A 12,708-nucleotide genomic window follows, 5' to 3' on the forward strand; every position below is an offset into this window, starting at 1 on the left:
CTTGTCCTCAAACGCCGGACGGGCTGGAATCCCCCGCTGAAAGGGTGAAGCCGCCGCGCGGCAGTCCTGGGGGGCGTACGCGGCGCGCTTGTCTGATGGGATGTTCAGCACACGAACCGCGGCTCTGCTGCTCGCCGCCGTCGCACTTCTGCCCCTGGGGACGCCCGCCCGCGCCGCTCCTCCTCCGACGCCTCCGTCCTGGGAGATCGACACGCCGGACCAGGTGCTCGCGCCGCGGGTGTACGCGCCCAGCGCCGCCGAGGACGCCGTCGAGCCGCGGGACGCGGTGGAGGGGACGTACGCGCTCATCGAGTACGTGCCGTTCGACGAGGTGGCCACCCGGGTGGCCTGCAGCCGACGGGCCGGGCCGTACCAGCGGGCGGTCGAGCGGTGGTTGAAGCTGCCGGCGGACGGGAAGCAGTCCGCCGCCGACTGCCAGGCGATCCGGGCGTTCCAGCGGCAGCAGCGGATCGAGCCCGCGATCGGCTACGCCGGGCCCGTCACCTGGGCGCGGATGCAGCTCATCGCCGCGAAAAAGAATCCCAACGCCCGCAAGAAGTGCCCGGTGCGCACCCACCGGGTCGCCTGCGTAGATCTCGACCGGCAGCTGACCTGGGTGCAGAAGGGGACGAAGGTCGTCTTCGGGCCCGTGTCGATGCGCAGCGGACGGGCCGTGCACCCGACCCGCAAGGGATGGCACACCATCTACTGGCGGCACAAGAACCATGTCTCCACGCTCTACAACGCCCCCATGCCCTATGCGCAGTTCTTCGACGGCGGCCAGGCCTTCCACGCCGTCTACGACAGCATCCACACCACCATCGGATCCATGGGCTGCGTCAATCTCACGGTCGGTGACGCGCGCCGGCTGTGGGGTGTGCTGAAGAAGGGCGACCGGGTCTACGTATGGGGGCACCGGCCCGGTACCTAGGGGGCGGTCCGAGCCCTCTGAGACACTGGGCGCGATGAGTGAGACTGCCAAGCCGCCCGCCACCCCGTCGCGCGCCCGTGCCGAGATCGACCTGGCCGCGCTGCGGGCCAACGTGCGTACGCTGCGCGCCAAGGCGCCGGGCGCGGAGTTCATGGCCGTGGTGAAGGCCGACGGGTACGGGCACGGGGCCGCCCCCTGCGCCCGCGCCGCGGTCGCGGCCGGCGCGGGCTGGGTGGGCACCGCCACGCCCGAGGAGGCGCTGGCGCTGCGCGCGGACGGCGGGCTGCCGGCGGACGTCAGGATCATGTGCTGGCTGTGGACGCCGGGCGGGCCCTGGCGGGACGCGGTCGAGGCCGACATCGACGTGTCGGTGAGCGGGCTCTGGGCCCTGCGGGAGGTCGTCGAAGGGGCGCGGGCCGCCGGACGGGCCGCCCGCGTGCAGCTCAAGGCCGACACCGGGCTCGGGCGCAACGGCTGCCAGCCCGCCGACTGGCCCGAGCTGGTGGGCGAGGCGCTGCGGGCCGAGGGCGAGGGGCTGCTCCGGATCACCGGGCTGTGGTCGCACTTCGCCTGCGCCGACGAGCCCGGCCATCCCTCCATCGCGCCCCAGCTCGACCGCTTCCACGAGATGGTGGCGTACGCCGAACGCCAGGGCGTGCGGCCCGAGGTGCGGCACATCGCCAACTCGCCGGCCACGCTCACGCTCCCGGAGAGCCACTTCGACCTGGTCCGCCCGGGCATCGCGATGTACGGCCTCTCGCCCAGCCCCGAGCTGGGCTCCGCCGCCGACTTCGGGCTGCGGCCGGTGATGACCCTCGCGGCCTCGCTGGCCCTGGTGAAGCACGTCCCGGGCGGTCACGGCGTGAGCTACGGCCACCACTACGTCACCCCGGGCGAGACCACCCTCGGGCTGATCCCCCTCGGCTATGCGGACGGCGTCCCCCGGCACGCGTCCGGGAGCGGACCGGTGCTGGTCGCCGGCAAGTGGCGGACGGCCGCCGGACGCATCGCCATGGACCAGTTCGTCGTCGATCTCGGCGGTGACGAGCCCGGCCCCGGCGCGGAGGCGGTCCTCTTCGGACCCGGCGACCGCGGTGAGCCCACCGCACAGGACTGGGCCCAGGCGGCCGGAACCATCGGATACGAGATCGTCACGCGCATCGGATCGCGCGTTCCTCGCGTCTATGTCAATGAGCCCGATCAGGTGAATGAGTAACCGAACGGGTACCCCGCAGTCGGACCACGGGCATCGGCCAAAGAGGAGCGGTACGTGAGCGAGAGCAGCGCGGAGGCGGTGGTGAGCGCCGCCTCGGTGGTCGTTGCCGCCTCCGCCACGGGGGCGGCCGGGGGGTGGCGCCGGGCGACCGGCATCGCCGGCGCCGCGATAGGCGTGATCGCCGCGGGCGCCGCGGCCGGTGTCGCCCTGGAGCGGATGACCGTCGGGCGCGGCATGCGGGCGAAGGCCCGGCTCGCCCTCGACTCGACGGGGCCGTACGGCGGGCTGCGCGGTTCCCCGGGCAAGGCGTACGCCGACGACGACACCGAGCTGTACTACGAGGTCGACGACGTCGAGCCGCAGGGCGGACCGGCGAACCGGCGGCGCAGGCTCTTCGGGCGCAAGGCCCCCCTCCCCGTCACCGTGGTCTTCAGCCACGGTTACTGCCTCAACCAGGACTCCTGGCACTTCCAGCGGGCGGCACTGCGGGGTGTCGTACGGACCGTGCACTGGGACCAGCGCAGTCACGGCCGGTCCGCCCGCGGCAACGCCCAGATACGGGACGGCGAGCCGGTCACCATCGATCAGCTGGGGCGCGATCTGAGGGCCGTGATCGACGCGGCCGTGCCGGAGGGGCCGATCGTGCTCGTCGGGCACTCCATGGGCGGGATGACGGTGATGGCCCTGGCCGCGCTGTACCCCGAGCTGATCAGCGAGCGGGTCGTCGCCACCGCCTTCGTGGGGACGTCGTCGGGGCGGCTCGGCGAGGTCAACTTCGGGCTGCCGGTCGCGGGCGTGAACGCGGTGCGGCGGGTGCTGCCGGGGGTGCTGAAGGCGCTGGGGCAGCAGGCGGCCCTGGTGGAGAAGGGGCGGCGGGCCACCGCCGATCTGTTCGCCGGGATCATCAAGCGGTACTCGTTCGCGTCGCGGGACGTGGATCCGGCGGTGGCGCGGTTCGCCGAGCGGATGATCGAGGGCACGCCGATCGACGTGGTCGCCGAGTTCTACCCGGCGTTCACGGATCACGACAAGACCGAGGCGCTGGCCTGTTTCACCGACATGCCGGTGCTGGTGCTCGCCGGGATCGGGGACCTGGTCACGCCGAGCGAGCACAGTGAGGCGATCGCCGACCTGCTGCCCGACGCCGAGCTGGTCCTCGTCCCCGACGCCGGGCACCTCGTGATGCTGGAACACCCGGAAGTGGTCACCGACCGCCTCGCCGACCTGCTCACCCGTGCGGGTGCCGTGCCCGCAGGAGCTACCGTGAACGGCTATGGAAGCACCAGCAGCAGCGCACAGCCCGGCTGAGCCCGGACCTCTCGGCAACCGCGTCGAGATCGTCGTCAACTCCCCCGAGCAGATGGGTGAGCTGGGCCGACGTCTCGCCAAGCTGTTGCGCGCGGGCGATCTCGTGATGCTCAGCGGTGAACTCGGCGCGGGCAAGACGACGCTCACCCGCGGGCTCGGAGCGGGGCTCGGGGTCCGGGGCGCCGTCACCTCCCCGACGTTCGTGATCGCCCGCGTGCACCCCTCCCTCGGGGACGGTCCGCCGCTCGTCCATGTCGACGCCTACCGCCTGGGCGGCGGGCTCGACGAGATGGAGGACCTCGACCTCGACGTGTCGCTGCCCGCGTCGGTGATCGTCGTGGAGTGGGGCGAGGGCAAGGTCGAGGAGCTGACGGACGACCGGCTCCAGGTCCTCATCCACCGCGCCGTCGGCGACACCACGGACGAGGTGCGGCACGTGACGGTGACGGGTCTCGGCGAGCGCTGGGCCCCGGTCGACCTCGGCGCGCTGTCGGCCTGATCGGTGTGCGGTCGGCCGGGCGGGTCTGCGCGGGCCCGCCGTCGGCGGGCCCTCAGGCCGCCTCGGGACGCCTCACCGGCCGCTCAGCGAGTGCCGGGTCGGGCAGCCGCGGAGGTGTCGAGACGGCTTCCGCCGCCGCGCACGAGGCCAGCAGGTCACGCATGGACACACCGGCGAGCGTGAACGGCCGCGACGGCCGGCCCTCGGGTTCGGTGACCGACATGGACGCCTCCTGAGGTTCGGGGGCGGGCGTAGTTAGGTAGACCTAACTACGAAGTTGGTACCATGTGACCACGCACAAGACGCCCGACGCAACATTTTGCCGACGTCTCGTCGGAACGTTCACGAGTTACTCAGGCGTATCGCCCCCGGGCCCGAGCCGCGCCTACGGGATCACGACGACGCTCTGCCCGATCGTCGCGAAGTCCCACATCGCGTCGCCGTCCGCGACGGTCTGCCGGATGCCGCCCGTCTTCACCGTCGGGTCGGGCTCGGGCAGCGAGCCGTCCAGCGCCGCGCTGAAGCCGATCGTCACATCGTTCACGGTGGCGAAGCGCACGACATGCTCGATGGGGGTGCCGTCGGTGCCGGTGATGGCGCCCGCGCGGGAGGTGACGGCGTAGTTGCCCGGGAGCGGGTCCACGCTGCCGGGCGCGACCTCGAACGTGCGCTTGACCTTGCCGTCCGGCCCGACCAGCCACACCCGGTCGTCGTCCAGCGAGTACACGACCCGGGCGCCGAGGCCGGAGTCGGCCGGCAGCGCGGCGGGGTGGTCCTTGTCGCGGGGCGCCTTCGCCACCTTCGCGGGGGCGCCGCTGCGCTGCGGCCCGGCGAGGTCGGCGGGCGCGTTCGCCGACGCCTGGAAGGTGAGGAACGCGACCGTCGCCAGGGCCGCCGCGGTGAGCCCGGCCACGAAAGTCGAGCTGTTGCTTGGCATCGGCGACCACCCAGTCTGTCCCGTACGTCACGTTTCGCGGTGACGTTAGCAGTCCTCACGGCTCCGACCGGCGCGGCCATGTGCGGGGCACGGGAGCCGTAGGCTGTTTGCGTGCTCTTGCTCGCTCTGGATACCGCCACCCCCGCCGTCACCGTCGCGCTGCACGACGGCACGGACGTCATCGCCTCCTCGAGTCAGGTGGACGCGCGCCGGCACGGCGAGCTGCTGCTGCCGGCCGTCGACCGGCTGCTCGCCGGGGCCGGGCGCACTCTCGACGCCGTCACCGGGATCGTCGTCGGCATCGGCCCCGGCCCGTACACCGGGCTGAGAGTCGGCCTGATGACCGCCGACACCTTCGGGCTCGCGCTCGGCGTCCCGGTGCACGGTCTGTGCACGCTCGACGGCCTCGCCTACGCCTCCGACCTCGAAGGCCCCTTCGTCGTGGCGACCGACGCCCGCCGCAAGGAGGTCTACTGGGCCCGGTACGACGACTCCCGGACCCGGGTCTCGGGCCCCGCGGTGGACCGGCCCGCCGACATCGCCGACGAGGTGGCCGGGCTGCCGTCCGTCGGCGCGGGCGCGCTGCTGTACCCGGACACCTTCCCCGAAGCGCACGAGCCCGAGTACGTCTCCGCCGCCGCCCTCGCCTCGCTCGCCGCGGAGCGGCTCGCCCGGGGCGAGGAGCTGCCGGCCGCGCGCCCGCTGTATCTGCGCCGGCCGGACGCCCAGGTGCCGAAGAACTACAAGGTGGTCACCCCCAAGTGACCGAAGCAGCCAACCCGACCGGCCGGCCCGTGCTGCGTGAGATGCGCTGGTGGGACATCGAACCCGTGCTGGAGCTGGAGAAGGTCCTCTTCCCCGAGGACGCCTGGTCGCGGGGCATGTTCTGGTCCGACCTGGCCCATGCCCGCGGCCCCGAGGCGACCCGGCGCTATGTCGTCGCGGTCGACACCACGGCCGACGGCGAGCGGATCGTCGGGTACGCGGGCCTCGCCGCGGCCGGCACGGGGTCCGACAGCGGCTTCGCCGCGGTCGCCGACGTCCAGACCATCGCCGTCGCCCCCGAACACTGGGGCACCGGTCTCGGCGGCCGCCTGCTGACGGAGCTGCTGCGCGCGGCGACCGCCTTCGAGTGCGCCGAGGTCATGCTGGAGTGCCGGATCGACAACGTGCGCGCCCAGAAGCTCTACGAACGCTTCGGCTTCGAGGCCATCGGCTTCCGGCGCGGCTACTACCAGCCGGGGAACGTGGACGCCCTGGTGATGAAGCTGACCGATCCATCGACATCCGTACCGACCCCGGTACAAGGGACACAGGAAACCGAGAACAATGGCTGACGAACCCCTGGTTCTGGGGATCGAGACCTCCTGCGACGAGACCGGCGTCGGCGTCGTGCGCGGCACGACCCTGCTCGCGGACGCGATCGCCTCCAGCGTCGACGAGCACGCCCGCTTCGGCGGCGTCGTGCCGGAGGTGGCGTCCCGGGCCCACCTGGAGGCGATGGTCCCGACCATCGAACGGGCCCTGAAGGAAGCGGGGGTGAGCGCGAAGGACCTCGACGGCATCGCGGTCACGGCCGGTCCCGGTCTCGCCGGCGCCCTGCTGGTCGGCGTCTCGGCGGCGAAGGCGTACGCCTACGCCCTCGGCAAGCCCCTCTACGGCGTGAACCACCTCGCCTCCCACATCTGCGTGGACCAGCTGGAGCACGGCGCGCTGCCCGAGCCGACGATGGCGCTGCTGGTGTCCGGCGGCCACTCGTCGCTGCTGCTGTCCACCGACATCACCTCCGACGTCCGTCCGCTGGGCGCGACCATCGACGACGCGGCGGGCGAGGCCTTCGACAAGATCGCCCGGGTGCTGAACCTGGGCTTCCCGGGCGGCCCGGTCATCGACCGCTACGCGCGTGAGGGCGACCCCTCGGCCATCGCGTTCCCGCGCGGCCTCACCGGCCCGCGCGACCCGGCGTACGACTTCTCCTTCTCCGGGCTGAAGACGTCGGTCGCCCGCTGGATCGAGGCGAAGCGGGCGGCGGGCGAGGAGGTCCCGGTCCGTGACGTGGCGGCCTCCTTCCAGGAGGCGGTCGTGGACGTCCTGACCCGCAAGGCCGTACGGGCCTGCCGGGACGAGGGCGTCGACCATCTGATGATCGGCGGCGGCGTGGCCGCGAACACCCGGCTGCGCGCCCTGGCCCAGGAGCGCTGCGAGGCGGCCGGCATCCGGCTGCGCGTCCCGCGCCCCAAGCTGTGCACGGACAACGGCGCGATGGTGGCGGCCCTGGGCGCGGAGATGGTGGCCCGGGGGCGTGCCGCGTCCGGCTGGGACCTGTCGGCGGACTCCTCGCTGCCGGTGACGGAGCCGCATGTGCCGGGCCGTCCGCACGACCAGGCCCACGACCACGACCACGTGCACGAGGTCAGCAAGGGCAACCTCTACTCATGACGGTCGCGTTGATGTGGGAGGCCCGGGCGGTCCCCGGGCGGGGCGAGGAACTGCTGGCCTGGGCGCGGGCGCAGGAACTCGCGCGGACGCCCGTGCGCCGGGAGCTCTTCCGTGCCCCGCAGGACCGGGTGCTGGTCATTACCTGGTGGGACGCCGACTACGACGCCGTCCTCCCCGAACTTCCCGATCCCGACGGGGCATTGCTGAGCCGGGCCGTGCACCGGTGGCGGTTCGAGCCGGTCGCGGGATAGCGGACCCGGCCCGGCCGCCAGGCCCTACGGTGCGAGCAGCCACCGACGGGCCGGGTGTGCCGGGTGTGCCGGGTGCTCAGGGGAGTTCACCGCGTCAGGTCACAGACGGACACCGCCCGTCGACACGTCAATTTCGCAGGACGTCCGCCTCGCACCGCAGCCGCCGCTCCGCCCCCACCTCGCGCACCGGCCCGGCGAGCCGCACCCGGGCCACCTCCCGCAGCTGCCCGCTGGACGCCCCCAACCGCAGTTCCAGATCCCCGGGTTCGACCACCCGGCGTCCCGCCCGGTCGGTGAACGCCGACAGGTCGGCGTGGAAGCGGAAGGTCACCCGCGCCGACCCGCCCGCCGCCAGCTCCAGCCGCTGATAGCCGATCAGCCGTACGTCGGGACGCGTCACGCTCGCCACCGGGTCGTGCAGATACAGCTGCACGACCTCCGTGCCCGCCCGCCCGCCGGCGTTGCGGACCGTGACGGACAGGTCGTACGAGCCGTCCGTGTCGATCTCCGCGTCCGGGCCGGAGAACTCCTCCCACGCGAACTCCGTGTACGAGCGCCCGTGTCCGAACGGGTACAGCGGGGTCGGGTCCAGGTTGCTGACCTCGCCCGCCAGGCCCAGTGGCGGCTGGAGGTAGGTCCAGGGCTGTCCGCCCGGCACGCGCGGCACGCTCACCGGGAGGCGGCCCGAGGGGTTCACCCGGCCCGACAGCACGCCCGCCACCGCCGGACCGCCCTCCTCGCCCGGGAAGAACGCCTGGACGACGGCCCCCAGCCGTCCGTGCCAGCGGCCGAGCGCGTACGGGCGGCCGGTGAGCAGGACGAGGACGACCGGCACCCCCGTCGCGACCAGCGCGTCCAGCAGTTCGCCCTGGACGCCGGGCAGGCTCAGGTCGGCCACGTCGCAGCCCTCGCCCGAGGTGCCCCGGCCGAACAGGCCCGCCCGGTCGCCCAGGACCGCCACGCAGACGTCCGCCTCCGCCGCGCGGGCGATGGCCTCGGTGAAGCCGGACGGGTCGGGGTCCGAGACCCCGCAGCCTTCCGTGAACGTGACCTTCGCGTCCGGGAGTTCGGTCCGCAGGGACTCCAGCAGGGTGGGGATCTCGATGCCCAGGTCCACCTCGGGGTGGTGGGTGAGGACATGGGACGGGAAGGAGTAGCAGCCCAGCATCGCCAGCGCGTCGGCCGCCCGCGGGCCCACCACGGCGACCCGGGTGTCGGGGGCGAGGGGGAGCAGGCCGTCGGGGTTGTCCAGCAGGACCACCGACTCCTCCGCCAGCCGGCGGGCCAGGGCGCGGTTCGCCGCCGGGTCGAGGTCGACCGATTCGGGCGCCGGCGCCTGCCAGTCCTCGTCCAGCAGGCCCAGTTCGCACTTCTGGAGCAGGACGCGCTGAGCGGCCCGGTCGACCAGCTCCTCGGGGAGCTCGCCGGCGCGTACGGCGGTGACCAGTGCCTCGCCGTAGTACTTCACGGTGGGCAGCTCGACGTCGATGCCGGCCGCCAGGGCGAGGTGGGCCGCCTCCGCGGGGGTGCCGGCGACCCGGTGCAGGGTCTGGAGGAAGCCGATGCCGAAGTAGTCGGCGACGACCGTGCCGGTGAAGCCCCACTCCTCCCGCAGGAGGCGGGTCAGCAGCTCGGGGTCGGCGGAGGCCGGGACGCCGTCGCGTTCGGTGTAGGCCGCCATCACCGAGCGGGCGCCGCCCTCGCGCAGTGCCATCTCGAAGGGGGGCAGGGTCACATCGGCGAACTCCCGGGTGCCGGCCCGCACCGGGGCCAGGTTGCGGGCGCCCGCCGAGGAGGCGTACCCGGCGAAGTGCTTGAGCGTGGCGACGATCCCGGCGGACTCGAGCCCGCGGACGTAGGCCGTGCCGACCGTGCCGACCAGGTACGGGTCCTCGCCGATCGTCTCCTCGACCCGTCCCCAGCGCGGGTCGCGGACGACGTCCAGGACGGGGGCCAGGCCCTGGTGGACGCCGACCGCGCGCAGGTCGCGGCCGATCGCCCGGCCCATCTCCTCCACCAGCGGCGGGTCGAAGGCGGCGCCCCAGGCCAGCGGGACCGGGTAGGCGGTGGCCCGCCAGGCGGTGAAGCCGGCCAGGCACTCCTCGTGGGCGACGGCCGGGATGCCGAACCGGCCGGCCGCGGCGATCCGCCGCTGGGCGAGGGCCAGCGCGCGGGCGCCGACCGCGGGGTCCACGGGCGCGGTGCCGAAGGACCGGGTCAGCTGGCCGAGGCCCCGCGTGATCAGCTCGTTCCAGTCGTAGTCGGCGGTCATGTCGTGCTGGTGCGGGGCGACTCCGTCGCCGTCCGTCGCGGCGCCGACCCACACGCCGTACAGCTGGGCGGTCTTCTCCTCCAGGGTCATCCGGGAGAGGAGGTCGTCGACACGGGCGGCGGCGGGCAGGGCGGGGTCGCGCCAGGGGGCGGTGGTCATGAAACTCCTGTCAGAGGTCGGTGAGCCACCAGGTGGACAGTCGGTGCGGACAGCGAAGGGTACGAATGTTTCGAGCTTTACTTCGAATGTTCCGGGAACCTATGGCGTCGCAATAGGTTCGTCAAGAGGTCGCGTGGCGATACGATCGCCGCCATGACACCCTCGGAGCCCGCGGAAACGCGGACAGAAGCGCGGCCGACGCAGACCGCGACGCTCGCGGAGATCGCCCGTGAGGCCGGCGTATCGGCACCGACTGTTTCGAAGGTCCTCAACGGCCGCGCCGATGTCGCCCCCGCGACCCGCACCCGCGTCGAGGAACTGCTGCGCGCCCACGGCTACCGGCGCCGCCGCGCCGAGGCGACCCGATCCCCGCTGATCGACCTGGTCTTCCACGAGCTGGAGAGCGCCTGGGCGATGGAAGTCATCCGGGGCGTGGAGAACGTGGCGCGGGACGCCGGGCTGAGTGTCGTGCTGAGCGAGAGCGCCGGACGGCTCACACCCGGCCGGACCTGGGCAGACCAGGTCGCGGCCCGCCGACCGCACGGTGTCGTGCTGGTCCTCTCCGGGCTCGACGAGTCCCAGCGGGCGCTGCTGACCAGCCGGTCCATCCCGTTCGTGGTGATGGACCCGGCCGGCGACCCGGGCGCCGACGTGCCGTCCATCGGCGCCACCAACTGGCAGGGCGGCCTGGCCGCGACCCGGCACCTGGTCGAGCTCGGGCATCGGCGGATCGGGGCGATCAGCGGGCCGCCGCAGATGATGTGCAGCCGTGCCCGGATCGACGGCTACCGGGCCGCGCTGGAGACGGCCGGGCTGCCGGTCGACCAGCAGCTGATCAAGACCGGCGACTTCCACCACGAGACCGGCTACCGGCTCGGTCGCGAGCTCCTCGACCGTCCCGACAGGCCGACCGCAGTCTTCGCGGGCAACGACCTCCAGGCGCTCGGCTTCTACGAGGCCGCCCGTGAGCTGGGACTGCGCATTCCGGAGGACGTGAGCGTGGTCGGCTTCGACGATCTGCCGGTGGCCCGCTGGGTGGGTCCGCCGCTGACGACCGTACGGCAGCCGCTCACGGAGATGGCCGAGGCGGCGGCCCGGCTGGTGCTGGAGCTGGGGCGTTCCAGGTCCGAGGAGACGCAGACGGCGACGCGGGTGGAGCTGGCGACGAGTCTGGTGGTGCGGACGAGCACCGGGGCGCCGCCCGCCCGGTAGGAACGCGGGTGGCCGGAAGTTGACGTATTGACGGGTGTGGCGGACGCCCCCACACTCCTCCGAAGTCAATCGGTTGCACGACCGAAACTTTCGGAGGCACCCGCAATGAGATCCTCCAGTTCATCGATACGTGCACGTCTCGCCGCCCTGCTCGCCGGGGCCGCCACCGTCGGCGCCCTGCTGGCCGGGGTGGCGCACGCCGCCGACACCCCGCTGCGCGAGCTCGGCGCGGCCAAGGGCAAGGTCGTCGGCACCGCGGTCACCGGCTCCAAGCTCACCGGGACCTACGGCGACCTCGCCGGGGCGCAGTTCGGCTCGCTGACCCCCGGCAACGCCATGAAGTGGGGCTCGGTGGAGCCGACCCAGTCCACCTTCAACTGGGCGGAGGCCGACCAGATCGTGGCCTTCGCGCAGGCCCACGACCAGCAGGTGCGCGGCCACACCCTGGTCTGGCACAGCCAGAACCCGAGCTGGCTGACGAACGGCAGCTGGACGTCCGCCCAGCTGAGCACCCTGCTCCAGAACCACATCAACACCGAGGTCGGCCGCTACCAGGGGAAGATCGCCGCCTGGGACGTCGTCAACGAGCCCTTCAACGAGGACGGCACCTACCGCTCGACCCTCTGGTACAACGGCCTCGGCGCGGACTACATCGCGAACGCCCTCACCTGGGCCAGGGCCGCCGACCCGGCGGCGAAGCTGTACATCAACGACTACAACGTCGAGGGCGTCAACGCGAAGAGCACCGCCCTCTACAACCTGGTCAAGTCGCTGAGGGAACGGGGCGTCCCGATCGACGGCGTCGGCCTCCAGGCCCACCTCGTCCTCGGCCAGGTCCCCGCCACCTTCCAGCAGAACATCCAGCGCTTCGCCGACCTCGGCGTCGACGTGGCCATCACCGAGCTGGACATCCGGATGACGCTTCCGTCCGACAGCGCCAAGCTGGCCCAGCAGAAGGCCGACTACAAGGCGGTCACCGCGGCCTGCGTGGCGGTGGCCCGCTGTGTGAACCTCACCGTGTGGGGCTTCACCGACTCCGACTCCTGGGTGGAGAGCACCTTCCCGGGACAGGGGGCGGCGACGCCGTACGACGCGAACTACGCGCCGAAACCGGCGTACTACGGCATCGCGGAGGCGCTGGGCGGTACGACGACACCGCCGCCGACCGGCGCGTGCAAGGCGGCGTACAGCGTGGGCAGCCAGTGGAACACCGGGTTCACCGGGAACGTCACGATCTCCTGCTCGGGCGCCGCGCTGTCCTCGTGGAAGGTGACCTGGACGTACGGCGCGGGCCAGCAGATCACCCAGGCCTGGAACGCCGGCTGCACCCAGTCGGGGGCGGTCGTGACGTGTGTGAACGCCTCGTACAACGGGACGGTCGGAGACGGGAGTTCGGTGAGCTTCGGGTTCAACGCCACCTGGAGCGGCAGCAATCCGGTGCCGACGGTGACGCTGGGCTGAGGATCATGAGATTTTCACAAGAA

General features: G+C 72.8%; 13 protein-coding genes. 10 read left to right on the top strand and 3 right to left on the bottom strand.

Annotated elements, in window-relative coordinates; all coding sequences use genetic code 11:
* Window positions 1–100: 100 nt before the first annotated feature.
* Genes ACIRPU_RS21950 through tsaE form a run of 4 tightly spaced genes read left to right on the top strand, consistent with a single transcriptional unit; the run spans window position 101 to window position 3,954 of the window.
* On the top strand, window positions 101–931 hold the full coding sequence (locus ACIRPU_RS21950; RefSeq protein WP_403869689.1) for a L,D-transpeptidase family protein: 831 nt from the start codon (window positions 101–103) through the stop codon (window positions 929–931).
* Window positions 932–965: 34 nt separating this feature from the next.
* The gene (alr, locus tag ACIRPU_RS21955; RefSeq protein WP_403869692.1) at window positions 966–2,147 is read left to right on the top strand and encodes an alanine racemase; all 1,182 of its coding nucleotides are present in this window, start codon (window positions 966–968) and stop codon (window positions 2,145–2,147) included.
* A 54-nt stretch (window positions 2,148–2,201) separates the two neighbouring features.
* Window positions 2,202–3,455 carry an alpha/beta fold hydrolase gene (locus ACIRPU_RS21960; protein ID WP_403869694.1) on the top strand — a complete coding sequence of 418 codons (1,254 nt, stop codon included), beginning with the start codon at window positions 2,202–2,204 and terminating at the stop codon, window positions 3,453–3,455.
* Window positions 3,421–3,954, top strand: a complete 534-nt coding sequence (tsaE, locus tag ACIRPU_RS21965; protein ID WP_403869697.1) for a tRNA (adenosine(37)-N6)-threonylcarbamoyltransferase complex ATPase subunit type 1 TsaE — start codon at window positions 3,421–3,423, stop codon at window positions 3,952–3,954. Before ACIRPU_RS21960 ends, tsaE begins: the two co-directional genes overlap by 35 nt.
* A 52-nt stretch (window positions 3,955–4,006) precedes the next feature.
* Here tsaE and ACIRPU_RS21970 read toward each other — a convergent pair whose 3' ends face one another.
* Both ACIRPU_RS21970 and ACIRPU_RS21975 read right to left on the bottom strand, forming a co-directional pair.
* Window positions 4,007–4,177 (bottom strand): hypothetical protein, encoded by a 171-nt coding sequence (locus tag ACIRPU_RS21970; protein WP_403869700.1) that lies wholly within the window; start codon window positions 4,175–4,177, stop codon window positions 4,007–4,009.
* A 162-nt stretch (window positions 4,178–4,339) separates the two neighbouring features.
* Entirely contained in the window at window positions 4,340–4,891 is a 552-nt protein-coding gene (locus ACIRPU_RS21975; RefSeq protein ID WP_403869703.1) for a hypothetical protein, read from the bottom strand.
* A gap of 111 nt (window positions 4,892–5,002) precedes the next feature.
* On the opposite strand from ACIRPU_RS21975, the gene tsaB reads away from it, so the two are divergent.
* From tsaB to ACIRPU_RS21995, 4 genes are read left to right on the top strand one after another with little or no spacing between them, the layout of a single operon-like run.
* Complete coding sequence (tsaB, locus tag ACIRPU_RS21980) at window positions 5,003–5,656, top strand: tRNA (adenosine(37)-N6)-threonylcarbamoyltransferase complex dimerization subunit type 1 TsaB (protein WP_403869706.1); 654 nt, start codon at window positions 5,003–5,005, stop codon at window positions 5,654–5,656.
* A gap of 41 nt (window positions 5,657–5,697) precedes the next feature.
* The gene (gene rimI, locus ACIRPU_RS21985; RefSeq protein WP_384110893.1) at window positions 5,698–6,228 is read left to right on the top strand and encodes a ribosomal protein S18-alanine N-acetyltransferase; all 531 of its coding nucleotides are present in this window, start codon (window positions 5,698–5,700) and stop codon (window positions 6,226–6,228) included.
* The gene (gene tsaD, locus ACIRPU_RS21990) at window positions 6,221–7,330 is read left to right on the top strand and encodes a tRNA (adenosine(37)-N6)-threonylcarbamoyltransferase complex transferase subunit TsaD (protein ID WP_403869709.1); all 1,110 of its coding nucleotides are present in this window, start codon (window positions 6,221–6,223) and stop codon (window positions 7,328–7,330) included. Before rimI ends, tsaD begins: the two co-directional genes overlap by 8 nt.
* Complete coding sequence (locus ACIRPU_RS21995) at window positions 7,327–7,581, top strand: hypothetical protein (RefSeq protein ID WP_355705303.1); 255 nt, start codon at window positions 7,327–7,329, stop codon at window positions 7,579–7,581. The genes tsaD and ACIRPU_RS21995 overlap by 4 nt, the downstream gene beginning before the upstream one ends.
* Window positions 7,582–7,708: 127 nt before the next feature.
* Here the strand turns inward: ACIRPU_RS21995 and ACIRPU_RS22000 are convergent, their stop codons facing one another.
* Window positions 7,709–10,012: a glycoside hydrolase family 3 N-terminal domain-containing protein gene (locus ACIRPU_RS22000; protein WP_403869712.1), complete on the bottom strand. Its 2,304-nt coding sequence runs from the start codon at window positions 10,010–10,012 to the stop codon at window positions 7,709–7,711.
* 153 nt (window positions 10,013–10,165) lie between these two features.
* On the opposite strand from ACIRPU_RS22000, the gene ACIRPU_RS22005 reads away from it, so the two are divergent.
* Together ACIRPU_RS22005 and ACIRPU_RS22010 are read left to right on the top strand one after the other, a co-directional pair.
* Entirely contained in the window at window positions 10,166–11,224 is a 1,059-nt protein-coding gene (locus ACIRPU_RS22005; protein ID WP_384110854.1) for a LacI family DNA-binding transcriptional regulator, read from the top strand.
* 105 nt (window positions 11,225–11,329) lie between these two features.
* On the top strand, window positions 11,330–12,685 hold the full coding sequence (locus tag ACIRPU_RS22010; protein ID WP_403869715.1) for an endo-1,4-beta-xylanase: 1,356 nt from the start codon (window positions 11,330–11,332) through the stop codon (window positions 12,683–12,685).
* Window positions 12,686–12,708 lie beyond the last annotated feature (23 nt).

The organism is Streptomyces sp. NPDC102259 (assembly GCF_044766465.1).
GTDB lineage: Bacteria > Actinomycetota > Actinomycetes > Streptomycetales > Streptomycetaceae > Streptomyces.